General features: G+C 68.9%; 16 protein-coding genes. 12 read left to right on the plus strand and 4 right to left on the minus strand.

Annotated features, from left to right (window positions below; translation table 11 throughout):
• The first annotated feature begins 57 nt into the window (after positions 1–57).
• Both AAFU51_08270 and AAFU51_08275 read left to right on the plus strand, forming a co-directional pair.
• Positions 58–2,406 carry a BamA/TamA family outer membrane protein gene (locus AAFU51_08270; protein MEO1571250.1) on the plus strand — a complete coding sequence of 783 codons (2,349 nt, stop codon included), beginning with the start codon at positions 58–60 and terminating at the stop codon, positions 2,404–2,406.
• On the plus strand, positions 2,406–7,730 hold the full coding sequence (locus tag AAFU51_08275; GenBank protein ID MEO1571251.1) for a translocation/assembly module TamB domain-containing protein: 5,325 nt from the start codon (positions 2,406–2,408) through the stop codon (positions 7,728–7,730). The genes AAFU51_08270 and AAFU51_08275 overlap by 1 nt, the downstream gene beginning before the upstream one ends.
• Positions 7,731–7,752: 22 nt before the next feature.
• On the opposite strand, the gene AAFU51_08280 is transcribed toward AAFU51_08275, so the two are convergent.
• Positions 7,753–8,784 (minus strand): glycosyltransferase family 2 protein, encoded by a 1,032-nt coding sequence (locus tag AAFU51_08280; GenBank protein ID MEO1571252.1) that lies wholly within the window; start codon positions 8,782–8,784, stop codon positions 7,753–7,755.
• A gap of 224 nt (positions 8,785–9,008) precedes the next feature.
• Here AAFU51_08280 and AAFU51_08285 point away from each other — a divergent pair, with 224 nt between their 5' ends.
• From AAFU51_08285 to AAFU51_08315, 7 genes are all read left to right on the plus strand, one after another.
• The gene (locus AAFU51_08285; protein MEO1571253.1) at positions 9,009–9,977 is read left to right on the plus strand and encodes a carbon-nitrogen hydrolase family protein; all 969 of its coding nucleotides are present in this window, start codon (positions 9,009–9,011) and stop codon (positions 9,975–9,977) included.
• A gap of 207 nt (positions 9,978–10,184) precedes the next feature.
• Positions 10,185–11,045: a UDP-2,3-diacylglucosamine diphosphatase gene (locus tag AAFU51_08290; GenBank protein MEO1571254.1), complete on the plus strand. Its 861-nt coding sequence runs from the start codon at positions 10,185–10,187 to the stop codon at positions 11,043–11,045.
• Positions 11,046–11,161: 116 nt separating this feature from the next.
• Complete coding sequence (locus tag AAFU51_08295; GenBank protein ID MEO1571255.1) at positions 11,162–12,376, plus strand: glycosyltransferase family protein; 1,215 nt, start codon at positions 11,162–11,164, stop codon at positions 12,374–12,376.
• 83 nt (positions 12,377–12,459) lie between these two features.
• Complete coding sequence (purL, locus tag AAFU51_08300) at positions 12,460–14,775, plus strand: phosphoribosylformylglycinamidine synthase subunit PurL (protein MEO1571256.1); 2,316 nt, start codon at positions 12,460–12,462, stop codon at positions 14,773–14,775.
• A 318-nt stretch (positions 14,776–15,093) separates the two neighbouring features.
• A complete protein-coding gene (gene trxA / locus AAFU51_08305; GenBank protein ID MEO1571257.1) occupies positions 15,094–15,438 on the plus strand; it encodes a thioredoxin in 345 nt (114 codons plus the stop codon).
• A 108-nt stretch (positions 15,439–15,546) separates the two neighbouring features.
• Positions 15,547–16,599 carry a thioredoxin-disulfide reductase gene (gene trxB, locus AAFU51_08310; GenBank protein ID MEO1571258.1) on the plus strand — a complete coding sequence of 351 codons (1,053 nt, stop codon included), beginning with the start codon at positions 15,547–15,549 and terminating at the stop codon, positions 16,597–16,599.
• Entirely contained in the window at positions 16,596–17,198 is a 603-nt protein-coding gene (locus tag AAFU51_08315; protein ID MEO1571259.1) for a LysM peptidoglycan-binding domain-containing protein, read from the plus strand. Before trxB ends, AAFU51_08315 begins: the two co-directional genes overlap by 4 nt.
• 168 nt (positions 17,199–17,366) lie before the next feature.
• Here AAFU51_08315 and AAFU51_08320 read toward each other — a convergent pair whose 3' ends face one another.
• Together AAFU51_08320 and AAFU51_08325 are read right to left on the minus strand one after the other, a co-directional pair.
• Positions 17,367–18,038: a M23 family metallopeptidase gene (locus tag AAFU51_08320; protein ID MEO1571260.1), complete on the minus strand. Its 672-nt coding sequence runs from the start codon at positions 18,036–18,038 to the stop codon at positions 17,367–17,369.
• Between the two features lie 86 nt (positions 18,039–18,124).
• Complete coding sequence (locus tag AAFU51_08325; GenBank protein MEO1571261.1) at positions 18,125–18,988, minus strand: proline dehydrogenase family protein; 864 nt, start codon at positions 18,986–18,988, stop codon at positions 18,125–18,127.
• 220 nt (positions 18,989–19,208) lie between these two features.
• Between AAFU51_08325 and AAFU51_08330 the strand changes: the two genes are divergently transcribed.
• Together AAFU51_08330 and AAFU51_08335 are read left to right on the plus strand one after the other, a co-directional pair.
• Complete coding sequence (locus tag AAFU51_08330; protein MEO1571262.1) at positions 19,209–21,932, plus strand: PAS domain S-box protein; 2,724 nt, start codon at positions 19,209–19,211, stop codon at positions 21,930–21,932.
• Between the two features lie 505 nt (positions 21,933–22,437).
• Positions 22,438–23,517 (plus strand): FAD-dependent oxidoreductase, encoded by a 1,080-nt coding sequence (locus tag AAFU51_08335; GenBank protein ID MEO1571263.1) that lies wholly within the window; start codon positions 22,438–22,440, stop codon positions 23,515–23,517.
• Positions 23,518–23,588: 71 nt separating this feature from the next.
• On the opposite strand, the gene AAFU51_08340 is transcribed toward AAFU51_08335, so the two are convergent.
• Positions 23,589–23,858, minus strand: coding sequence for a hypothetical protein (locus AAFU51_08340; protein MEO1571264.1), 270 nt, complete (start codon positions 23,856–23,858; stop codon positions 23,589–23,591).
• A 137-nt stretch (positions 23,859–23,995) separates the two neighbouring features.
• Between AAFU51_08340 and pdxH the strand changes: the two genes are divergently transcribed.
• Positions 23,996–24,694: a pyridoxamine 5'-phosphate oxidase gene (pdxH, locus tag AAFU51_08345; GenBank protein MEO1571265.1), complete on the plus strand. Its 699-nt coding sequence runs from the start codon at positions 23,996–23,998 to the stop codon at positions 24,692–24,694.
• Positions 24,695–24,759: the final 65 nt, after the last annotated feature.

Consider the following 24,759-nt stretch of genomic DNA (forward strand, 5'->3'; position numbering starts at 1 on the left):
GCCCAAGACCTGCCAACGTGCTACCTTGGGGGCCGCGTGCACGGAAGCGTCTGCTCGATGCCTACGTGCTTGGTGCGCTCGCCGCCCGGCGTGTTCTTCTCCTCCTCTGGCATTTCCTCTGCTCCGGCCTTGCGCCTGCTCTCGCTCGTGCTCCTCCTGCTTGCCCCCACCGTGGCGTGGGCGCAGGCCCCGCTGTTCCTCGTCAACGAGGCCACGACCGTGCAGGACATCCGCTTTCGCTTCGCCGAGGGCCAGACATTCGAGGACGAGGCCCTGTTGGAGCAGATCGCCACGGCGCAGCCCGGCTTCATGGAAACGGGCTGGCGGCGCCCGGTCACGCAGTTCCTCTCGATCCTCCCGGTCTTCAAACCACCCGGCACGTACCCCTTCCTGCCCTTTGAGCTGCAGAAGGACCTCCTGCGGCTGGAGCGCTACTACCGCGACAACGGCTTCCTCGAAGCCGAGGCCGACTGGTTCGTCCGGCTCGACACCACCGACAACGACGTCCGCATCCTGTTCACCGTCGACGAGGGGCCGCCGCTGCTGATCCGCTCGCTCGACTTCCTCACGGAGGCCGACAGTAGCGCCCTCGCCCCGACGCTCTCTCCTGTCGCCCGCGAGCGCTGGGCGAGCTTCCAGAGAAACGTGAGCGTGCGCGAGGGCCGCCGCCTCGACCAGTTCTCGCTGATCCAGCTCCAGAGCGAGACGCTGGAGTGGCTCCAGAACCAGGGCTATGCCTACCCCCGCGTCCGCGCCACCACCGACGTGGACACGACGCGCAACCGCGCCGACGTGCGCCTCTTCGCCGACGTGGGCCCTATCGGCCGCTTCGGGGCGATCGAGATCGAGGGCGCGACGAGCGTGCGCGACCGCGTGGTCGCCCGCGAGCTGCCCTTCCGCCGCGGCGACCGCTTCTCGTTCCGCGACCTCACCGAGGGACAGCGGCAGATCTTCGACCTGAACCTCTTCCAGATCGCGCTCGTGGACGCCCCTGAGCCGCCCTCCGGGCAGGCACGCGACTCGACCGTGCGCATCCGCGTGCGTGTCACCGAGGGCAAACCCCGCCTCCTGCGGGCCAACCTCGGCTACCTCACCCAGAGCGGAGGCCGCGCCCAGGCGCAGTGGACGCACCGCAACTTCCTCGGCGACGCGCGCACCTTCACGGCCACGGCCACCGCCGAGACGGGCTTTCTCGCGCTCGCGGGCGACGGCATCGTGGACCGCCGCTACAGCGCTGCCACGACGCTCCGCCAGCCCTACATCTTCGACCGGCGGCTCTCGCTCACCACCGGCCCCTCGGTCACCTTCCGCGACGACACGCGCGAGAACTCGCTCGGCGTGGGCGCCACAGCCGCGCTGCTCGCCGACCTCGGCTCGCTGCGGACGCTCACGCTGCGCACCAACGTCTCCACCCGCGAGATCTTCGGCCTGGGCGGCGGCGAGGCACGCCTCTCGGAACTGCTGAGCCCCAACGCCCTCGGGCGCGTCACGAAGAGCGAACTCGGCGTGGACGGCCTCTACGGCGCGCTCGACAACCTGCTCGACCCCGCCGAGGGCTACCTCGGCCGCGCCACCGTCGCAGCGGCGGGGCCGACGCTGCTCTCCAACGTGCAGTACTTCCGCGCGACGGCCTCCGTCCAAGGCTTCATGCTCCTGCCAGGCGAGCTCCGGCTGCGCGCCCGTGCCTCGGCCGGTCGCCTGCTGCCCCTCGGCCCGACGAGCTTCGACAACGACGCCGCGCGCCTCCGCGACGTGGTCGTGCTCGCCGGCGGCACCGGCGACGTGCGCGGCTACAACCTTGGCCTGCTCGGCCCCAAGCTGCCCGACTTCCAGCGCGCTGTGGCCGGCGACGGCACGACCTCCTATGCGCTCCTCGGCGGCAGCCAGGGCCGCTTCTTCGCGCTCGGCGGCTCCACCAAGCTCGCTGGGAGCGTCGAGGTCGCCATGCCGATGCCGCTCTTCCCCCCCGCCTTCCGCGCCATCACCTTCCTCGACGCCGGGCAGCTCTGGACGCCGGGCGGCACCGACACCTACAACTTCAGCGACGACGTCGTCACCGACCCCAACGCCCCCGCCTTCCTCGGCATCCTCGACGAGGTGCTCGCCGACGAGGAGCGGCTGCGCTACAGCACGGGATTCGGGTTCGGCTTCGCGAGCCAGATCGGCGAGATCAGCCTGGCCGTCGGCTACAAGCTCAACCCGACCGCGCTCGACGTGCTCGCCCCGGACGAGGTGTTCGACCCACTCGGCACGCTTGGGGCCGACGCAGACCTCGACTTGAACGGCGACGGCACCATCGACCGCGCGGACGCCACGGAGCAGCTTCGGACGCTGCTCGGGCAAGACATCGGCTTCTGGGACTTCCAGCGCTTCGCGTTCCACCTGTCCATCGGGAGGTCGTTCTGATGGAGCCGCAGCCCTCCCAGCAGCCGTCCCAGACCGCGCCAGCGAAGCGTTCGTGGCGGCGTCGGCTCCTCATCGCGCTCGGCGTGCTCGTGGGCCTCGTGCTCGTGCTGCTCGTGGTGGTGGCGCTCGTGCTCCAGACGGGCTGGGCGAAGGAGCAGGTGCGGCAGACCGCCATGGCGCAGATCGAGAACCTCCTCGCCGACGACGCAACGGTGACCGTCGGAAGCATCGAGGGCAATCTCCTCACCAACGCACAAGTCGCCGATCTCGTGATCGAGCGCGACGGGCAGGCGCTCGTACGCATCGACTCGGCGTCGGCGAGCTACAACCTGCTCGGCCTGGCCGGGCGGCGGCTCGCCCTCGGCGACGTACGCATGGTCGGCCCGTTCGTGCGCATGGAGCAGCGGGCCGATTCGAGCTTCGACCTCGCCGCGCTCTTCGTCGCGGACACCACCGAGACGGACACCACCGAAACGGACACGACGAGCAGCGGCTTCACGATCACGCTGGACGACCTCCGCGTCGAGCGTGGGCGCATTGAGGTGGCGTTCTACACGGAGCCCGACACCAGCCGAGACTCGCTCCTCACCGCCGACCCGCTCGGGGTGCACCTCACCGACTTCGTCTTCGCGCCGGACCGGCTCGCGGGCACACTCGACCGCTTTGCCATGACGCTCACCGCCGCCGACCGCACGACCGCGCTCGACCTCGTGCTCGGCGGCCGCTTCGATGACGAGGTGGCCGTCGTGGACACGCTTCGCCTCACCTCGCCGCGCTCGGCCGTGCACGGCCACGCCGACGTGCAGTACGGTGCGTTCCTGCGTGCGCTTGCCTCGGAGGACAATCTCCAGGAGTGGCTGCCGCGCTTCACCGCCGACCTGACTGCGCAGCCGCTCGCCATGGCCGACGTGCGCGCCTTCGCGCCGGTAGACGTGCTCGGCAACCCGACGCTTGCGCTCGACGCCGAGAGCGACGGCCGCAACCTCACCGCCGTCCTCGACGCCGACCTCGACGGCGCGGGCACCGTAGACCTCAACGCGACCTTCCGCAGCGCCGAGTCAGGGCGCGTCGTGTATCGTGCCCAGGGGCAGGTGCGCGCCCTAGACCCAGGTCGCCTCCTGGGCAACCCAGCGCTCGCGGCCACGCTCAACGCCGACCTCGACGTGGACCTCACGGGCGACGCGACCACGACGATCGACGGGCCGTTTTCGCTGCGCGTCTTCGACTCCGAGATGGGCGAGCAGACGCTGCGCTCGTCCACGCTCGACGGACGCTTCACGAACGGCGCGATGCGCTTCGCCCTCGACGCCGCGATCCCCGGCGTGACCGTGACCGCCCAGGGCACCGCGCGGCCGTTCGCCACCACGCCGACTTACCTCGCCGACGGACGCTTCGAAAACGTCAACCTCGCCGCCTTCGCCGACAGCATCGAGGCGACCGACCTGAGCGGGACGTTCTCGGTGGCGGGCCAGGGGATCGAGGTCGGCACGATGCAGGCCAGCCTCGGCGCGACGCTCGACGCCGCCACCATCACCACGGCGGCGACCACGACCGAGATCGAGCGCCTCGCGCTCGACGCGCAACTCGTCCGGCAGACCCTCCGCTTCAATGCACAGTGCCGCTTCGGGACGGAGGGGCGCGCGGGCGGCCAGCTCGACCTCACCGGGCTCGTGCAGCCATTCGCCGAGCCCCTGGTCGTCGAGATCAGCGAGGGCCGCGCCACCGAACTCGACCTCGCGGCGCTCACCGGCGACCCGGCACAATCGAGCAGCATCACCGGCACCTTCACCCTCGACGCACGCGGCACCGAGCCGCAGGCGATGCTCCTCGACCTCGAAGCGCGGCTCGACGACACCCGCTACGGCACCACGGCGGTCCCGTCGGCTGACCTCTTCGCCACGCTTGCCGACGGCCTGCTCGCCTTCGACGGCGAGGCCGACTTCGCCGACGCCGGCCGCATGGCGCTGCGCGGTGAGACGGAGCCCTTCGCCGACACGCTGCGCTACGACGCCGACGTGCTGCTGACCAACCTCGACGCCGGAGCCTTCGCCCCGCCCGACTCTGCGGGGGCCGCGCCCCTCGCGACGCGGCTCAACGGCACGATGCGGCTGACCGGACGCGGCACCGACCCCGCAACGATGCTCCTGCGCCTGGGCGGCGACTTCGGCGAGTCGCAGGTCAACGACCAGGCGATCACGTCAGGCTCCCTGATCGTGCGCCTCACCGGCGGGCGGCTCGACGGCGGAGCGAGCGTGCGCATGCCCGGTGGGCTCGTCCAGGCCGACCTGACCGGCACGCCCTTCGCCGAGACGCCCGCTTTCACCCTGCGCAACGGACGCTTCGAGAACCTCGATGTGGGCGCGTTCGCGGGCGACTCGACGCTCGCGAGCGACCTCACGGGGACCTTTGCCGCCGAGGTCGCCGGGACCGATCCGGCAACGGCCCGCGCGGGCGCGACGCTGACGCTGGAACCGTCGTCCTTCAACGACGCGCAGCTCGACGGCACGGTCGCGCTGACGCTGGCCGACGGCGTGGGGCAGGCCGACGCCACCCTCGCGCTCGCCGGGGGCACGGCCATGGTGGACGCCACCTATGCCTTCCCCGATGACGACGCCGTCGATGACGACGCCCTCCCCACGTTCGAGGCGCGCGGCGACATCGACGGCGTGGACCTGCGGCCCTTCCTCGCCCCCGTCCTCGCGGCGCTGCCCGACTCGGTGCGCGCGGCCAACCCGCGTCTCGGCCAGCGCGATGCCCTCTCGCTCGACTTCGACGTGCGTGGCTCGGGCGACTCGGCGGAGACGTTGCAGGCCAGCGGGCGCGTCTGGAGCACGGGGGCACGGGCGCTCGACATCCGCGTGGACTCGCTCTTCGCCGCGTTCGACCTCGGCGACCAGCAACTCGACCTGACGACGCTGTTGCTGCGTTCGGAGGTGCTCGACCTGCGCGCGGGCGGCCAGGTCGCGCTTGATGCGTTCACGGCCACGAGTTCGCTGCTCACGCTCACGGCTCAGGTCAAGGACCCGGCCCCGCTGAGCCGCCTCGTTGGGCAGGCGCTGCTGATCGAGGAGGGCCGCATCGAAGGGCAGGTGCAGAGCGAGCCGGGCGAGCCGCTGGAGTTTCGCCTCGACGCGACGACCGACCTGTTCGCCTTCGGGACGACCCGCGCCAGCGACGTCAACACCGACATCGCGGGGCTGTACAGTGCGGACGACGGCCTCGCCGCGCGCATCCGTTTCGAGACGGGCTTCCTCTCGGCCGGCACCTTCCGCGCCCGCGACGTGGACGCCGACGCCCGCTACAACGGCGAGGAGGTGTCGCTCGACGTCACGCTCGAAGTGGACGACGACCGCGAGGTGCGCATCCAGGGCCGCACCGACCTCGACCGCGACGCGCCGGAGTTCACGCTCGACCGCTTCGACATGCGGCTCGGGCAGCGGCGCTTCGGCCTCGCGCAGCCATCGCGCATCTCCTACGGCGACCGCATCCGCGTGCGCGGCTTCCTCCTCGCCGCCGACACGCCAGACCTCGGCATCGAGCAGATTGCGGCGGACGGCGTGATCGACCTCGACGGGCGGCAGAACTTCATCCTCACCGTAGAGGGGCTGCTGCTCGACGGGCTGACCGACCTCGCGGGCCTCGACGCGCTCGGCGGGCGGCTCGATGCCTCGCTCATCATGGGCGGGACCGCGTCGGCCCCGACGCTCGACGGCACGTTTGCCGTCGGCCCGATCACCTCGCGGAAGCGCGACGTAGGCACCGCCGATGCCACGTTTGCGTATGCCGACCAACGCATCGAGGTCGACGCGGCGCTCATGCACGTCAGCGGCGCGGCGTTGCAGGCCACCGGCTTCGCGCCGTTCGGCTTCGCGCTCGACGGCACGGTCGCCACGCCGCCGTCGGACGCACCCGTAGACCTCGCGCTCACCACCACCGAGCCGTTCCCCATCGCCTGGGCAACGCCGTTCTTCGACCCGCGCACGGTCAACGAGCTCGGCGGCACGCTCACCGCCGACGCGGCCGTGGTCGGCACCCGGAGCGACCCGCAGCTCGACGGCACGCTCGCCATCCTCGACGGGCGCATGGGGCTGCCCGAGTTCGGGCGCGTCTACCAGAATGCCACCATCCCGATCACCCTCGACGACGACCGCCTCACCTTCGGTAGCGACGCGCTCGGCCCCGCGTTCCTGCGCGACAGCGACGGCGGCACGCTCACCCTCGAAGGCAGCCTCCTCGTCCCCGACCTCCAGGTGGCCGCGCTCGACCTCGACCTGCTCATCCAAGCCAACCGCTACCTCGCCATCGACAACCAGACCTACTCGGGCTTCCGCGTCTCGGCGTCGGGTCGCGAGGGGCTGCGCGTGACGGGTCCGGTGGACGGCCCGACCGTGACCGGCACCGTGCAGATCGACCAGGGCGTCGTCTACCAGACCGACGAGTTGATCGGCCCCACCTTCAGCCAGATCTCGCTCTCGCCGACCGACATCCAGCGCGTCGAGGCGACGTTCGGCGTCCGCGCTGCCGCCGCCGACACGACCGTCTCCGCCGTCTATGTCGACACCGCCATCGACCTGCGCGTGATCGTGCCGGGGCGCGTCAGCTTCCGCGCGGACGGCCTCGCCAACATCGACCTGGAGTTCGAGGGCGACCTCATCGTGCGCAAGGAGCGCGGCCAGGAAGAGGTGCAGCTCTTCGACAGCATCGAGATCCCACGCGGGACGGTCGAGTTCGGCGGGCGGCGCTTCGACGTGGAGCGCGGCGTGTTCGTCTTCAACGGCCCCGTCCCCGAGACGCGCGTCGACCTCGAAGCGGCGATGGTGATCCGGCAGACGGGCGAGACGAGCGCCCAGAGCGCGCTCACGATCACGCTCAACTACGAGGGCACGCTGGGTGAAAATCCGGCGCCGAGCTTCTCGTCCTCGCCGGTGCAGTTGGAGACGTCCGAGATCGTGTGCTACATCGCCACGGGGCAGCCGTGCGCGGGCATCGTCTCGGGCGCGGGCGAGTCGGCGACGGGGCTGCTGACCTCGCAACTCTCGGCAGCCATCGGCAACGTGGCGAGCCGCTCGCTCGGCCTCGACCTGGTCCAGATCGAGGCGCAGCCGGACGTGACGGTGACGATCGGGAAGTACCTCTCGAACCGCCTCTTCGCCACGCTCGGCTACCTCGTCTCGAACAACTCCGGCAACACCGACGCGGCCACGCTCGACCTCGTGCTGCAGTATCAGCTGCGCCAGTGGCTCCAGCTTCAGGCGGAGTACGAGCAGCTGCAGGACGGCGAGAACAACGTCGGAGGCGGCGTGCAGTTCGAGGTGGCGTACTAGCCAGGCTACCGCTTGGCGGGGCTCAGGCTGTCACGGTCGACATCGCTGCGCTGACGGCGGCCTTCTCTCGACCGTGCTGCTCGGTGCCCTCGCGCTCCAACTGCGGCAGGCCGTGCATGGCGGGGCGGTGGCCGGGACGACCGAGGTGCCAGAACGTGCCGCGCCAGAGCGCTGAGAGGAGGTCGAAGCGGCGCCGGAGCAGGTAGACCAGGGTATGCTTCGGCAGCGCCACGCCGAGCACGAAGGCCAGCGCCCCACAGAACGTCGCGCCGTGGACGTTGCGGCGGAGGTAGAGCAGCCGGTTGCGCGTCATGTAGTACGTCTTGAGCGCGTTCTCCTTGCCGACCGTCATTGACTCCTTGTGGTAGACGACTGACTCGGCGACGTAGGCCACGCGCCAGCCCGCGCGGGCGACGTGCGCAGCGAAGTCGTGCTCCTCGTAGTAGAGGAAGTAGAGCGCCGGGAGCAGGCCGACTTCCTCCAGCACCGTGCGACGGATCAGCAGCGCCGCGCCGTGGCCCAGGTTCGTGATACCCGACGCGTCGTGCTGGCCGCGGTCGACCTCGTTGTGGCCGGTGACGTGCCCGCGCATTGTGAGCGGGTCGATGGGGCCGCAGCCAGCGTACTGGATGGTGTCTGGCGTGTGGTGGTAGCGGATCTTCGGGCTCGCCAGGCCGAGGCTCGGGTCGGCCTCCATCGCCGCGACGAGCGGCTCCAGGAAGCCCGGCTCCACCTCCGTGTCGTTGTTCAGGAGGAGGACGTAGTCGCCCTCGGCCTCGCGGATGCCGACGTTGTTGCCACCTGCGAAGCCGTCGTTGGTGGGGTGGGCGATGACGTGGACCTCGGGAAATCCTGCTGCAATCGCCGCTGCCTGGCCCGGTTTCGGCGAGCCGTTGTCAACGACGACAACCTCCGTGCGCGGGTACGTAATCGCGCGAAGCGACGAGAGTAGGGCACGGGTGACCTCGGCCTGGTTGTAGTTGACGGAGAGGACGGTGACGAGCGGTGCTCGCGAAGAAGCCGTCGGCGAAAATGGTGCTGGAGAGGAGGGCATGGTGGGCACAGCCAGGAAAGGGCCGGAGACTAAGGCGAGGGCATTCAGGGCAGAGTACAGGAAGATTTTCATTCCCAGCGCGCCCGGTGGTTGAGGCACACAGTCGTGGTATCGGCGCGACTGGCTCCGTGCTTTAGGTGCCAGCGTGAGCTGCGCACGCGTATGATCCGGCGTGTTTGCCGCATCTTGCCTTCTCCGTCTGCCCCGTCTGTCCGCCTCGTCCCATGCCCGACACGCTCACCGTCGCCCTCGCCCAACTCGCGCCCGTGTGGCTCGACCGCGACGCCACGCTCGCGAAGGTGCTGGACGCCACCGCCGAGGCCGCCGACCGGGGCGCGGCGCTCGTGGCGTTCGGCGAGGCGCTGGTGCCGGGCTACCCGGCGTGGGTCGATTTCACCGGCGGCGCAGCGTTCAACGATCCGCTCCAGAAGGCGCTCTACGCGCACTACGTCGACCAGGCCGTTGACCTCACCGCTGACGGGAAGACAGCGGGCCACCTCAACGCACTGGGCGCGCTGTGCCGGGAGCGTGGCATCGCCGCCTACCTCGGCTGCATCGAGCGGGAGCGGCGCGGGCACAGCCTGTTCTGCTCGCTCGTCTACCTCGACCAAACAGGCACGGTGCAGTCGCTCCACCGCAAGCTGCGGCCCACGCACGAGGAGCGCCTCGTCTGGGCGCAGGGCGACGGGCATGGGCTGCGAACGCACCGCCTCGGGGCCTTCACGGTCGGCGGGCTCAACTGCTGGGAGAACTGGATGCCCCTGCCGCGCGCCGCGCTCTACGCGCAGGGCGAGACGCTGCACGTGGCGGTGTGGCCGGGCAGCACCCGCAATACGCACGACATCACGCCCTTCCTCGCGAAGGAAGGCCGGTCGTATGTCCTCTCCGTCTCCGGGCTTTATCGGCGGGATGACCTCGCGCCGAGCACGCCGCACTACGACGAGGTCGCAGCCGCGCTGCCTGAGACGATGACCGACGGCGGCTCCTGCCTGGCCGCGCCGGACGGCTCGTGGGTGATCGCGCCGTTGCCTGCCGAGGAGGGCGTCTGGACCGCCGAGATCGACGCGGCCGTGGTGCGCGCCGAGCGGCAAAACTTCGATCCGGCGGGGCACTATAGCCGCCCCGACGTGACGCGGCTCACGCTCGACCGCACCCGGCTCTCGACGCTCTCGATCGAGGACCCAGAGGCCTAGCAATCACTGTGACCTGTGGCTGCCAGCGCCTTCCGAGACGAGGGGCTCCCCGCACACAATCGCCACAATCGACGCGGATGGGCAGATTATGGGAGCATTACGCGGGCCCTGCGATCCGTAACAGAAGGATCGCACTCTGGTAATCATCCCCTCACGCGCGCATGCAAGATTTGGAGGCGACCGTCTGTCTCTCCCACCACCCGCTGGATGCGCTACCGCACCCTCTGGATCTCGGACCTGCACCTCGGCACCCGCGGCAGCCAGGCCGGACTCGTTCTCGACTTCCTCCGCCACAACGAGTCCGACACGCTCTACCTCGTCGGGGACATCGCCGACGGCTGGGCGCTCAAGCGCTCGTTCACCTGGACGCAGCTCCACAACGACGTCGTGCAGAAGGTCCTGCGGCGCGTCCGGAAGGGCACCCGCGCGATCTACATCCCCGGCAACCACGACGCCTTCGCCCGCGCCTACGTCGGCCTCCAGTTCGGCGGCATCGACGTGATGCGCGAGGCCGTCCACACCACCGCCGACGGGCGCCGCCTACTCGTCCTCCACGGCGACGAGTTCGATGGAGCCGTCCGCTACGCGCCGTGGCTCTCGAAGCTCGGCGCGCGGGCCTACGAGCTCGCGCTGCTGCTCAACACCATCGTCCACCGCGCCCGCAAGGCGTTCGGGATGCCTTACTGGTCGCTCGCGGCCTACCTGAAGGGCAAGACCAAGAAGGCCGTGCAGTACATGGGCGACTTCGAGAACGCCGTGGCGGCGCTCGCCCGAGAGCGGGGCGTAGACGGGGTCGTGTGTGGACATATCCACAAGGCCGAACTCCGCCCGATTAACGGCGTTCTGTACGCGAATTGCGGAGACTGGGTCGAGTCCTGCACCGCGCTCGCCGAGCACGACAACGGACGGCTCGAACTCCTGACCTGGCGCACGCCCAAGATGCCTGACGAGGTGCGCGCGCTCCGCAACCGCGTACAGACACCCGCTCATGCTTTCGGCGACGGCCTCGATACCGACGTGCCCGTCCTTGCGGCTCCTGAGACGACTTCCGCTGAGACGGCGGCATGAGCCCTACCGCTCGCCCTCAACCTCCCACTCTGCGCTCACGGGTCCGGCTGCTCCCACCTTCGGGTTTCCATAGCCTCCCGCTTCGCGAGCGCGTTCAAGCTTTTTGAGGTCCTGTTTTGACGCATCGTACCTCCTACGACCGCTCCCTCCGCGTGCTGTTCATCGTCCAGGGTGAAGGCCGCGGCCACATGACGCAGGCGCTGGCCGTCCGCCAGATGCTCGCCGCGCACGGCCACGAGGTCATCCACACGCTCGTGGGGCGCAGCGCCCGTCGCCTCGTGCCCACGTTCTTCGCCGAGGGCATGGCTACGCCCATCACCTGCTTCGATAGCCCCAACTTCGTCACCGGCAATGGTGACGCAACCGTGCGGATGCTTCCAACGGTGTGGTACAACGCCAAGCGTCTCGTGCCCTACGCGCGGTCTCTCCGAGCAATTGACGCGGTCGTCAAAGCCGAGCAGCCGGACGTGATCGTGAGCTTCTACGAGGGCCTCACCGGGCTCTACACGAAGCTCTACCGCCCTGAAGCGCCCGTCGTGACGGTCGGGCACCAGTTCCTCTTCCTGCACCCGAGCTATCCGTTCGGCCGCGGCAACGCGGCGCAGCGGCGCGGCGCGCAGCTCTACACGCGGTTCACGTCGATGGGCGCGACCGCCCGCATCGGCCTCTCGCTCTACCAGGCCAACGATCTCCCCACCGAAGGCATCGCCGTCGTCCCGCCGATTCTGCGCGACGAGGTGTTCGACCTCGTCCCCGTCAGCGATGGCGCTGCCCGCGACACCGAGGACTTCCTGCTCGTCTACCTGCTCGAAGCGGCCATGGGCGACGAGCTCATGGCGTGGAGCGACCGCAACCCCGGCGTGAAGATGCACTGCTTCTGGGACCGCACCGATAAGCCCGACGAATGGGCCTACAACGACGCGCTGACGTTCCATCACCTCTCCGGCGTCAAGTTCCTGGAGAAGATGGCGCGCTGCCGCGGCGTCGTCTGCACGGCGGGCTTCGAGTCCGTGAGCGAGGCGATGCTGCTCGGCAAGCCCCTCTTCATGGTGCCCGTGCGCGGCCACATCGAGCAGCAGTGGAACGCCCTCGACGCCGTGAAGCGCGGCGCAGGTATCACCGCCGAGACGCTCGACCTCGACCAGTTCATGGCCTACCTCCCTACGCACACGACCGACCCGCAGCCGTTTCGCGACTGGGTGGCCCAGGCCGAAGCACGCGTCATTAGCGTGATCGAGGGCGTGGCCGGGCTCGACCCGCTCGTGCCCGCAGGCGAAGGCGCCGCCGATTGGTCGCAGCGCGCCAATCAGGGCCGCGTAGCCACAGCCTAGCGCCGCTCGTTCTTCAGACACCACCGTGAGGCGGGGGCGTAGTTTTCGCGCTCCCGCCTCGCTCCGTTTTAGACGCTATCGCTATGTCTGCGCCTGCCCCCTTCACACCGCCGCCTGTCACCATCGAGATCGCGCGCGAGCACGGGCTCACCGACGAGGAATACGGCTGGATCCTGGACGAACTCGGCCGCACCCCGACCCTCGTGGAGCTAGGCATCTACTCGGTGATGTGGAGCGAGCACTGCTCGTACAAGAACTCCATCGCTGTCCTGAAGACGCTCCCACGTGATGGAGAGGCGCTGCTCGTGAGCGCGGGCGAGGAGAACGCCGGGCTGGTCGACATCGGCGGCGGGCTCGCATGCGCCTTCAAGATCGAGAGCCACAACCACCCGAGCGCGGTCGAGCCCTACCAGGGCGCGGCGACGGGCGTCGGCGGCATCCAGCGCGACATCTTCACCATGGGCGCGCGGCCCATCGCGAGCCTCAACTCGCTCCGCTTTGGCAGCCTCGACAACCCGCGCGTGCGCTACCTCTTCGACGGCGTCGTGCGCGGCATCGGCGACTACGGCAACTCGTTCGGCGTGCCGACCGTCGCGGGCGAGGTCTACTTCGACGACGCCTACGAGGGCAACCCGCTCGTCAACGCGATGTCGGTCGGCATCGTGAAGGTCGGTGAGACGGTCAGCGCCATCGCCGAGGGCGCGGGCAACCCCGTGTTCATCGTCGGCAGCGCGACAGGCCGCGACGGTATCCACGGCGCGACGTTCGCCTCGGAGGAGATCAGCGAGGAGAGCGAGGCCAAGCGCCCCAGCGTGCAGGTCGGCGACCCGTTCACGGAGAAGCTGCTCCTCGAAGCCAGCCTCGAAGCGATCCGCACGGGCGCGCTCGTCGGGATGCAGGACATGGGCGCCGCGGGCATCACGTGTTCGTCGTGCGAGATGAGCGCGAAGGGCAACGCCGGCATGGTGCTCGACATCGAGCGGGTGCCGCAGCGCGAGACGGGCATGACGCCCTACGAGATCATGCTCTCGGAGAGCCAGGAGCGGATGCTGCTGGTCGTGCACAAGGGCCGCGAGGCCGAGATCGAAGCGGTCTTCGAGAAGTGGGACCTCCACGTCGTCCAGATCGGGACCGTGACGGACGACGGCCGCGTGGTCGTGCGCTGGCACGGCCAGGTCGTCGCCGACGTGCCCGCCGAGCACCTCGTCCTCGGCGGCGGCGCGCCCGTCTACCACCGCGAGACCGAGCGCCCCGCCTACCTCGACGACGCCCACGCTTTCGACGTGAGCACCATCGGAGACGTGGACGGCGATGCCACTGAAACGCTTCTGAGCTTACTCGGCAGCCCGAACATCGCCTCGAAGCGGTGGGTGTTCGAGCAGTACGACACGATGGTGCGCACCAACACGGTCGTCGGGCCGGGTGCGAGCGACGCGGCCGTCGTGCGCATCAAGGGCAGCGGTGCCGACGGAGAGCCAGAGCGCGGGCTCGCGGTCAAGACCGACTGCAACGGGCGCTACGTCCACCTCAACCCGCGCCGGGGCGGGCGTATCGCCGTGGCCGAAGCCGCGCGCAACGTGGTCTGCGCAGGCGGCGACCCGGTCGCGATCACGAACTGCCTCAACTACGGCAACCCGTACAAGCCGGAGGTCTACTGGGTATTCAAGGAGTCCGTCGGTGGCATGGGCGACGCCTGCCGCGCGCTCGGCACGCCGGTCACGGGCGGCAACGTGAGCTTCTACAACGAGAACCCCGGCGGCGCGGTCTTCCCGACGCCCACTATCGGCATGCTCGGGCTCGTGGAGAACGTCGAGCGCGACGCCACGCAGGCCGACTTCCAGGCTGAGGGCGACGCGATTCTGCTGCTCCGCCCCGCTGGCTGGGCGTACGATCATGCACCTACGGACGACGCGCACGGGCTGGGCGGCTCCGAATACCTCGGGCACGTTCAAAGCCAGACAACGGGCAATGCTCCGCACCTCGACCTTGACGAGGAGATCGCCGTCCAGCAAGCGATGCTCGGGCTGATCCGCGACGGCCTCGTCCAGAGCGCGCACGACGTGTCCGACGGCGGTATCGCCGTCAACCTCGCCGAGAGCGTACTCAACAGCGGCATCGGTGCCGACGTGCGCCTCGCACCAGGCGCGCGCCTCGACGCGGTGCTCTTCGGCGAGAACCAGTCGCGCATCGTCTTCACGGCGAAGGTGGCCGACCTCGACACAATCTGCAAACGCCTCGACGACGCGACCGTCCGCGTCCTCCAACTCGGGATTGTGACGGGCTCTTCGCTGCGCGTGACCGTAGACAACGAGGTCGTGATCGATGCCGACGTTGTCGCGCTGCGCCAGCCCTACGACTCGGCCATCCCGACGGCGATGGGCGAGGCAGTCGCGGCGTAGTGGGTAGCGTGACGGCTCCCCCCGCTCGTACGCCGCCCTCATGATCTTTAGGGCAGCGCCCAAGCTGTCCCCCTCATGCATGAGGGGGACAGTTTCGGTTGACATGGGAGCATGGCGACTGTCGACCGGAACGGGGGGAGCCGCACGTAAGACCCGCGTCCCTCGCACCCTCTACCTCTCGAATTTGGAACGCTCGGTCTAATATCCGATCAAGGATCGGCCGGACCGCGCTTTCAGAGAAACCCCGATTCCGTCGGGCCGTTGCAGCCCTGCATTCATCTTAGCATCGTTCTTCGATTTCAACCTCCCCGAACCACCATGGCCGACACCGCGAAATACGTCACCCTGACCGACGCCAACTTCGAGCAGGAAGTCATCAACTCCGACCAGCCTGTGCTCGTCGACTTCTGGGCGACCTGGTGCGGACCCTGCCGCGTCATCGCCCCGACCATCGAGAAGCTCGCCGCCGACTTCGACGGCAAGGCGAAGGTGGCCAAGCTCGACGTCGACAACAACCCGCAGACGGCGCAGGCCTTCGGCATCCGCTCGATCCCGACGCTGCTCTTCTTCAAGGGCGGCCAGGTCGTCGACCAGAAGGTCGGCGTGGTGCCCGAGAAGATCCTCGCGCAGACGCTGGAGAGCCTCGCCGCGCAGCCCGCGTAAGGCGTCCCCACTTCCCCGAGGCGCAGGCGTGGCACCAAGCCGCCGCCTGCGCCTCGCTTATTCCGGCTCCTCGCCGCTCCGTTTCCCCGACTCTCCGTTTCACACGCCATGGCTACGAACAACGGCACCCCAACCCCTGACCTCAGCGCGTTCGACGGCATCGACTTCACCGACGCCGAGCACCGCACCGTCGTGATCGTCGGGACCGGACCGGCGGGCCTGACGGCGGCCGTCTACGCGGCGCGCGCCAACCTCAGCCCGCTCGTGATCCAGGGCCTCCAGCCCGGCGGTCAGCTCATGACGACGACCGACGTCGAGAACTACCCCGGCTTTCCGGACGGCATCATGGGGCCGGAGATGATGCAGAAGTTCGAGGGCCAGGCCACCCGCTTCGGCGCCGAGTTGCGCTACGGCATGGTCACGGCCGTCGACCTCAGCAGCTACCCGCACCGGCTCCTGGTGGACGAGGACACGCCGCTCACCGCCGACACCGTCCTCATCTCGACGGGCGCGAGCGCGAAGTACCTTGGCCTGCCCAACGAAGAGCGGCTGCTCGGCTACGGCGTCTCGGCGTGCGCGACGTGCGACGGCGCGTTCTTCCGCGACCAGGACGTCGCCATCGTGGGCGGCGGCGACACGGCGATGGAGGAAGCGCTCTTCCTGACCCGCTTCGCCTCGAAGGTCTACGTGATCCACCGCCGCGACGAGCTGCGCGCCTCGCAGATCATGCAGGAGCGCGCGTTCAAGAATGACAAGATCGAGTTCGTCTGGAACACCGAAGTCACCGATGTGCTTGGCGACAAGGGCGTCGAGGGCCTCGAACTGCGCAACCGCGAGACGGGCGAGACGAGCACGCTGGCCGTGCACGGCCTCTTCGTCGCCATCGGCCACAAGCCGAACACCGACATCTTCGCAGGCTGGCTCGACATGGACGAGACGGGCTACATCCAGACCAAGCCCGACTCGACCTACACCAACGTCCCCGGCGTCTTTGCCTGCGGTGACGCGCAGGACCACGTCTATCGCCAGGCCGTCACGGCGGCCGGTACCGGCTGCATGGCTGCCATCGACGCGGAGCGCTGGCTCGCCGAACGCGGCGAGATCGACCAAGTCCGCACCGAGACGGAGTGGCACGCTGCCCCCGCCACGGAGTCGGCATGAACGAGCCCGCTACCGGCGCCCGGCTCTTAACGACTCGAGTCTTAGTCCTCGCGGCGGTCTTCAGCGGTACGCTCCTACCGCTGTCGGCCGCCGCGCAGTCGGTGGAGGACGGGCTGGCCGACCTGCGCACGGCGGCGCGTGTCGAGCAGGCGCTCGGCGCTCACGCCGACCTCCGCGCGTTCGACTACGCGCTGCGCGTCGAGGACGGCGTACTCACGCTGATCGGAGCACTGCCGAGCCAGGCGCTCCATCAGGAGGCCCTTGCGCTCGCTGGTGCTACACGCGGCGTCCGTGAGGTCGTCGATAGCCTCGCCGTTCCTGACCCGCCCGCAACCGACACAACGGCCACCGGCACGCCATCTATAGACACGACCAGCGTTGTCCCCCGCGACACCCTGGTGCTCCCAAAGCCCGAGCCCGAGATGTCGACACCGGATCCGCTCCCGGAGGCCCCTGCCGCGGCTTACCACACCGTCCGACGCGGGGATACGCTCTTTCGCGTTGCACAGCGCTACGGCACCACGGTAGCCGAGATCCGTCGCCTCAACAATCTTCGCTCAACCACGATCGCCATCGGCCAGCGGCTCCGCGTGCGTTAACGCCGAGTGTGGCGGTGTGAACGTATGGACGTGTGAAGGTGGCAAAGTGGCGCTGAAACGCACTATAGGGACCACCTCGAACGAACGTGCCGGGCTAGGTAGAGACGTTGGAGCTACCGAGTTCTACGTCCACACCTTCATGCCCGCACACGTCCATGTCCGCCAGCCTCACTCCGCGAGCCAGAGGTATGGGTTGACCGGCGTACCGCCCCAGACCGAGCCGTCCTCAAACGTCCAGATGCCGAAGTGGAGATGCGGCGCTTGCGCGTTGCCCGTGCTACCGACCGTCCCAAGCATGTCGCCCTTCTGGATGGCCTGGCCCTCTTCGAGGCAGTCGGCGAAGGCGTCGAGGTGGGCGTAGTAGAACACGTAGGCGCTGTCGGGGCCGATCTGGTAGAGCGACTTCCCGCCGCGGGCGCTCGTGTGGATGCGGGCGAGCGTGCCCGAGACAGCCGCGCGGATCGGCGTGCCGCGCGGGGCCATGATGTCGAGCGCGTGGTGCGTGCGACCGCCCGAGCGCGGGTCCGTGAACGAGTCATGCAACTCGTCGGGCGCGACGCCTTCGACGGGCATGCGGAGTCGCGCGAGCACGGAGCGTGGGGCCACCTCCACGAGCGGAGCCGGCGTTGCGTGCTCGGCCTGCAGTGGCACGGTGATCTCTCCAGACATGTCCGTCGCCTGAGCAGGCACCCGCTCCTCAGCGGCCTGCCCGTCCCCGCCGTTGGCCTCGACCTGGACCGCGCCGCGCAGCAACCCCAGCGCTACGAGACTGAGCACCGCGAGCAGCGCATGGCGGCCTACGTTCGTGGCGAGGGCAGCATAGTCGGTGGCGTGTCGCACGAGGCACGAGCGGTGGTAAACATCGGCGCGTCAACGGGAAGGCCGTCGCGACCGTTCCAGACATAACATGTGCGACACGTATGTACTTAGTTCTTGACGAGCGCCTTCAGCACGAAGAACACGTTCTCCTTGCGCTCGCGGAGGCGCCGCGAGAAGTAGGGGAACCACTGCGTTCCATAGGGCACGTAGACGCGCATGTGGTAGCCTGCGGCGCGCAGGTCGCGCTGCGTCGAAGGACGCAGGCCGTAGAGCATCTGGAACTCGAAGCGGTCGCGGTCGATGCCCTGCTCGGCGACGAACGCCTTCGTGGCGTCGATGAGTTGGTCGTCGTGCGTGGCGATGCCGGGGTAGCGCGCATGCTGGATGAGTTCGCGCATGTAGTCGGCGTAGTGCGCGCGGATGGTCGGCATGTCCTGGTGGGCGAGGGAGGCCGGTTCCTTGTAGGCGCCCTTGCAGATGCGGACGCGGGCGTTCAGTTCGCACATGCGCTCCACGTCGCGGGCGGTGCGGTGGAGCATCGCCTGGAGGACCACGCCGACGTAGTCGCGGTAGTCAGGGTAGACCGCCTCAAAGAGGTCGAGCGTCGACTGCGTGAGGGAGGAGCCCTCCATGTCGAGGCGCACGAAGACGCCGTGCTGCTTCGCCGTGTCGAGGAGCCGCCGGAGGTGCCGCTCGCAGAGGTCGTGGTCGATGACCTGCCCCATCATCGAGAGCTTGATTGAGATGTTGAGATCGGTGCCGTCAGGGCGCGGTAGGTGCGCGATCCGTTCGGCCAGGGCGACATAGACCTCGGTGTAGTAGGCTGCCTGCTCGGGGTCCTCCACGTCCTCGCCGAGGAGGTCGAGCGCCACGTGGAGGCCGTCGCGCAGTTCGCTCGTGACGATGGGGAGCGCGGTTTCGAGCGTTTCACCTGCGACGAAGCGGCGAGCGAGGACGAAGGGAGGCTGCATGGGGTAGAGGCTCCAAATAACGGGCCACGAGGGAGCAAGAAGGAGACAGCGGGCGTGCGCAAAAGGTACGCGGCGATGGACGATTGTGAAACGCGCGCGCGGGCTCTCAGGCGCACCGGCCGGACCCAGCGTCTGGAATGGAACGCCCCGGCTCCCCTGGGCAGAGTGGTACAGTTTGTGTTGGTCTGCCTGTCCCCTCGCCGCCTTCCGCCCGTTCTCCGTGCCTCGTCCTGTGCCCTCCAACTCAGGCCACGCGCCGCCTTCCCCCACGGAAGACCGCCGGGGTGGCCTGCGAGACACGCTTGGCGCGTGGGCACTCGACCGCATCGACAGCCTGCTGCCGTCGACTCCCATCTCGGAGACGGAGCGGCGGCGCATGCGCGCCATCGTCGTCGGAGCGTTTGTGGTGCTCCCGTTTGGCATCATCATCACGGAGCAGATCTACCGGCACATCGGGGCGCGTGATGCGGCGATGGCGGGGCTTACCGTGATGACGCTGCTGGCCTGCCCCTTGCTCCTGCGCTGGAGCCGCAGCGCCACCGTGCTGGGACTGGTGCAAGCCTTCTCGATGCTGACCATCATGGTCTCCATGGCGCTGCTCGACGGGGGTCTGGACGACCCTTCGCTCTACTGGCTGCCTCTGATTCCCATGGCGGCAGCGGTCACCGTCGGCCCGATAGGCACAATCAGCACGCTGATTGCCGGGGTCGTGAGCCTGGTCGGCCTCTACATCCTCACGGAGCAGGGGTACGCCTTCCCCAACTACACGGGGGGCCTGGTCCGCATCCGCTTCGACATGCTCGCGCTCATCTCGGGGCTTGCCTTCGCCGCGCTCGTGGGGTGGCTCTACGAGCGCCACACGCGGCACGAGCTGAACCGCCTCTCCGACGGCGTTCGTGGGCTGCGAGGACGGCTGGGCCAGAGCGAGGAACGATACCGGCTGTTGTTCGAGCAGCTGCCGATCGGGATGTATCGCACGACGCCTTCCGGCGAAATCGTGCTCGCCAACGCGTCGTTCTTGCGCATGCTCGGCTACACCTCGCTTGACGACTTTCGCCAGGCCAACCCGACGGTAGGTAGCCTCTACGCGAACGAGGCCGACCGCAGCACGCTCGTCGAGCGACTCCACCAACAAGGCCAGGTGAGCCAGCACGAACTCGACCTCGTTGCCCGGGATGGACGCACGGTACATATCCGCTTGAACGCCCGCGCCGTGACCACAAGCGAGGGGACCCTCCAGTTCTTCGAGGGCACGGTGGAGGACGTCACCGCTCACAAGGAAGCGCAGGAACAGCTGCAGCGGAGCGAGGAGCGGTTCCGCGCGCTCGTCCGGCACTCCAGCGACATCATCGTCGTGCTCGCCGCGGAGGGCCGGATCGAGTACGTCAGCCCCGCCATCGGGCCCATGTTGGGCGTCTCGCCCCGCTCGCAGATTGGGCAACCCTATGCCCGCTTCCTGCACCCCGACGACCAGCCGTCGATGGCGACCATGCTTCAGCGTGCCTTGCAGCAGGAGGGCGCTCTTCCCAGCATCGAAGTGCGGCTGAGGCATGCCCAGGGGCACTACGTCTTCGCCGAGGTTACCGGCAGCAACCGCCTCACGGACTCGCACCTGCACGGCCTCATCCTCAACATCCGCGACATCACCGACCGCAAGCGCGCCGAAACCGTCCTGCTCAAGAGCAAGGAGCACGCCGAGGAAGTCGCCCGCTTCAAGAGCTCGTTCCTGGCGAACATGAGCCATGAGATTCGGACCCCGCTCACGGGCATTCTGGGCTTCGCGTCCGTCTTGGCCGAGGAAGTCGACGAGCACCACCGCGAGTTTGTGACCCTGATCACCCGCAGCGGTCAGCGCCTGCTCGACACACTCAACTCGGTGCTCGATCTTGCACGCCTGGAAGCGGACCGGATGGACCTCAGCACGGAGCCGCTCCAGGTAGGCCCCCTCGTGCAAGAAGGTGTCGACCTCCTCTCCTCCCTTGCCACCAAGAAGGGCCTAGCCCTCAACGTCCGCGTGACCGCGCCGGACGCCCATGCGCTGCTTGACGAGGGCGCCATGAATCGCATCATCAACAACCTCGTCGGCAACGCGATCAAGTTCACCCGCAAGGGCGAAGTCGACGTGCTCGTGGAGGCTGACTCGACGCTGGTGCGCCTGGTCGTGTGCGACACCGGCCCCGGCATCAACGAGGCGTTCCTGCCTCGCATCTTCAGCGAGTTTGAGCAGGAGTCGCAAGGCATCGGGCGAGACCACGAAGGCACGGGGCTCGGACTCACCATCACGCAGCGGCTCGTCGAGAAGCTCGGGGGGGCCATCGAGGTGAAGAGCAAGGAGGGCGTCGGCACCACCTTCACCGTCACCTTCCCGCGCAGCGACGAGGCCCCCGCCGAAGCGAACCCGGAGGCCGAGGAGGTCCCCGTCGCGGTCCTGAAGCGCCGCCGCGTCCTCGTCGTGGACGACAACCAGCAGACGCGCTTCCTGATGGAGCGTATGCTCCACGCCCACTTCGACACCGACACCGCAGCAAGTGCCGAGGAGACCTATCAGCTCACCCAGGCCGAGGCCTACGATGCGGTGCTGCTCGACATCAACTTGGGCGCCAAGGCGTCAGGCGAGGAGGTCATGCAGCGCCTCCGCGAGGACCCTCACTACGCAACCGTGCCCATCGTCGCGTTCACGGCCTACGCGCTGCCCGGTGACCGCGAGCGCTTCATCCATCAGGGGTTCGATGGCTACCTCAGTAAGCCATTCACCCGGAAGCAGCTCACCGCGCTCATGCACGAGATGCTGCCAGACGCCACGGCATCGCCCGACCCCGACGAGGTCACCGGCTCGCTGCTGCTCGGCCCCTATCCGCCGCGCCAAACTGGCCAGCGCAGCATGCCGCGAAGCACGGAGACCCTGCCGGAGCGGCAACCGCTCAGCGCTGCCCAGGACGACTAGCGCCCTGTCATGGACTCCGTAGTCTGGCTCGACCCCTCAAGAATTAGCCGTCATTCCCGCGGAGGCAGCAATCCATGCGCTGGCGGGGCAAGGTGAAGAACCGCATGGATTCCCGATCAGGGTCGGGAATGACTCTGGAGGGCGGTGCTGAGCGTTGGAGACGTCGATTCTGAGCGCTGGGCGCCGTTCTAGGGCGTGTGGACAATCGGTCTGATCGGCGCTCATGGCCTCCGTTCGGCCTCCGCTGCGTTCCACTCGTCCCCCGATCCTACAGGATCGCGCTCCTCGTGCGCCTTTGGGAGACGCAAACGGCGTCTCGTGAGCACCTGACCCGATCAATGTCCACACGCCCTAGTTCATGACGGGCTCTAGCGCCCTGTCCCCCCGCAGCGCATGGAGACAAGTCGGCACTGTGGACCGTCTCGTCCTCGGACTGCCCGCCTAGGATGGAAACCGTTCTCGCCCAGGACCGTGCTCCCTGTGCACTTCCTGTTTCCGGTCTCCCATGCCCACAGCTCCCCAGCGCGTCGCCATCATCGGCGCCGGGGCGGCAGGCCTCGCCGCCGCCTACGTCCTCCGCGACGCTCCGCTCACCGCCACCGTCTTCGAGAAAAGCCGAGGTCCCACGGGGCGCGCGGCCACGCGCGGGCGGCACGGCGTCCGCTACGACCACGGCGCGAATTATGCGAAGCCCGACCGCGACTCGTGGGCGCACCGCCTCCTCCGCGACACGCTCCCCAGCGGCGACCTCGTTGAGATTGCGAACCCCGTCTGGCCGTTCGACGCCGACGGCGTGCTGCACCCCGACGACGCCCACGCCGACGACGCGCCGAAGCTGACCTACCGCGACGGCCTGTCGCGGCTCGGCAAGCTCCTCGCTGAGGCAGCCGATGTCACGCTGCGCACCGAGACGCGCGTCGGGCGCCTCGTGCGCACCTCGGACGGCTGGCAGCTCTCCGACACCGGCGACCACGTCCTCGGCACGTTCGACGCGGTCCTCCTGACGCCGCCCAGCCCCCAGACGAGGGACCTGCTGACCGCCAGCGACCTCGGCGACGGCACCCTCCGCGACCGCCTCGTGGACGCCCTCGGGCAGGCTGCCTACACCTCGCAGTTTGCCCTCGTGCTGGCCTTCGACCGGCTCCTGGAGCGCCCTACCTACAAGGGCGCGACACCGTACGGGTTGGTCGACACGAGCCGCGCCTTTCCCGTCGCGTGGCTCTCGTTCGAGAACGACAAGCCGGGCCACGTCCCAGCCGGGCAGACGGTACTCGTCGCGCAGATGAGCGATGTCTGGACGCGCACGCACTACGAGGCCGACCGCGCTACGCTGTTCGACCTCGCTCGCCCTCACCTCGAAACGCTGCTCAGCACGCCACTGCCGGAGCCGATCTGGACCGACACGCAGCGCTGGCGCTACGCGATACCCACGTCAGCCGCCGACACCGATGCCCTCGCCGAGGGCGCTGAACACGGCCTCTTCTTCGCGGGCGACTACCTCGTCGGCCAGGGCCGCGTCCACCGCGCTCTGGAGACCGGCCGCGACGCCGCCCAGCAGATCCTGCGCATGACGAGCGGCGGGTGACAAGCGCTGGATGACAGGCAGCAAAGTGCCTGGAGAGCCAACCCGGCGACCTGCACCTTTTCGACCTTCGGCTAGCGTCCCGTCTTCATCTCGAAGAGCGCGCGGTGCTTGACCGCATCGCCGAAGACGCAGAGGCCCGCGTTGAGCACGGCGAGGGCGACCGTACCGCGCGTGAAGTAGGGCTGCCCGGCGGCCTTGCGCGTGGCGGCATCGGCGACAGCGCTCGCCCCCAGCCCGACGGCGACCAGGCCCAGCGAGGCCATCCACTGCCACTTCCGCTTGTGGCCCTGGGCATACGGCGGCTGACGCTTGGCGGCGGGGATCGAGTAGGGCGCGGTCATCGGCGGTGTGGAGGTCAGGTCAAATGAGAAGGCGGTGCCGGGGCGAGAGAACCGGCCAGGACCCGTGCGGGTTGCCCACACGCCACAGTCCCGCGCGGTTTCGCCCGTGCGTTCTCGGTCCACCGCTCGCAGAAACTATGCCCACGCCTTCCGCTACCTCGCCGCGCCTCGCCGATCTCCGCGAGGAATACACCCGGGACCGGCTCACCCCGGACGGGCTCGGCGCCGACCCGATCGCGCAGTTTCGAGCCTGGCTGGACGAGGCCATTGCCGCCGATGTCGTCGAGCCGAACGCGATGACGCTCGCCACCGTCACGGCCGACGGTCACCCCGCAGGACGCATCGTGCTCCTGAAAGCCCTCGACCAGGACCGGACCGTGGACGGGGCCGACGCGCGCGGATTCGTCTTCTACTCCAACTACACCAGCCGCAAGGGCCAGGAGCTTGCGGCGCACCCGCACGCGGCGCTCGTCTTCTGGTGGCACGCACTCGAACGGCAGGTCCGGGTCGAGGGGGCCGTGGAGCAGATTGCCGCGGCCGAGTCCGATACTTACTTCGCGCAGCGGCCGCGCGGCAGCCAACTCGGCGCCTGGGCCTCGCCGCAGAGCGAGGTCGTACCCAACCGCGACGCGCTCGAAACGCGCCTCCGGCACCTCACGGTGAAGTACGGCGAGGGCACCAGCGCGGCCTCGATCCCGCGCCCGCCGCATTGGGGTGGCTACCGCGTCGTTCCGCGCCTGATCGAGTTCTGGCAGGGCGGCCCGAAGCGGCTCCACGACCGCTTCCAGTACGTCCGCACCGACGCCGGCTGGCAGATCGATCGTCTTGCTCCGTGACGACCGGGGCGCCCGCCGAAGCAGGCGGATGTAACCATTCGGCAGCGTGGCCGTCTCGGAGGGCT

The organism is Bacteroidota bacterium, from assembly GCA_039821555.1.
Classification (GTDB): Bacteria; Bacteroidota; Rhodothermia; order Rhodothermales; family Rubricoccaceae; genus JBCBEX01.

Excerpts from the sequence above, each read along its gene's own strand:
- AAFU51_08340 (MEO1571264.1), bottom strand. The coding sequence starts at position 23,858 with ATGACCGCGCCCTACTCGATCCCCGCCGCCAAGCGTCAGCCGCCGTAT.
- AAFU51_08270 (MEO1571250.1), top strand. The coding sequence starts at position 58 with ATGCCTACGTGCTTGGTGCGCTCGCCGCCCGGCGTGTTCTTCTCCTCC.
- AAFU51_08280 (MEO1571252.1), bottom strand. The coding sequence starts at position 8,784 with ATGCCCTCCTCTCCAGCACCATTTTCGCCGACGGCTTCTTCGCGAGCA.
- AAFU51_08285 (MEO1571253.1), top strand. The coding sequence starts at position 9,009 with ATGCCCGACACGCTCACCGTCGCCCTCGCCCAACTCGCGCCCGTGTGG.
- purL (MEO1571256.1), top strand. The coding sequence starts at position 12,460 with ATGTCTGCGCCTGCCCCCTTCACACCGCCGCCTGTCACCATCGAGATC.
- trxA (MEO1571257.1), top strand. The coding sequence starts at position 15,094 with ATGGCCGACACCGCGAAATACGTCACCCTGACCGACGCCAACTTCGAG.
- AAFU51_08290 (MEO1571254.1), top strand. The coding sequence starts at position 10,185 with ATGCGCTACCGCACCCTCTGGATCTCGGACCTGCACCTCGGCACCCGC.
- AAFU51_08275 (MEO1571251.1), top strand. The coding sequence starts at position 2,406 with ATGGAGCCGCAGCCCTCCCAGCAGCCGTCCCAGACCGCGCCAGCGAAG.
- AAFU51_08335 (MEO1571263.1), top strand. The coding sequence starts at position 22,438 with ATGCCCACAGCTCCCCAGCGCGTCGCCATCATCGGCGCCGGGGCGGCA.
- trxB (MEO1571258.1), top strand. The coding sequence starts at position 15,547 with ATGGCTACGAACAACGGCACCCCAACCCCTGACCTCAGCGCGTTCGAC.
- pdxH (MEO1571265.1), top strand. The coding sequence starts at position 23,996 with ATGCCCACGCCTTCCGCTACCTCGCCGCGCCTCGCCGATCTCCGCGAG.
- AAFU51_08325 (MEO1571261.1), bottom strand. The coding sequence starts at position 18,988 with ATGCAGCCTCCCTTCGTCCTCGCTCGCCGCTTCGTCGCAGGTGAAACG.
- AAFU51_08315 (MEO1571259.1), top strand. The coding sequence starts at position 16,596 with ATGAACGAGCCCGCTACCGGCGCCCGGCTCTTAACGACTCGAGTCTTA.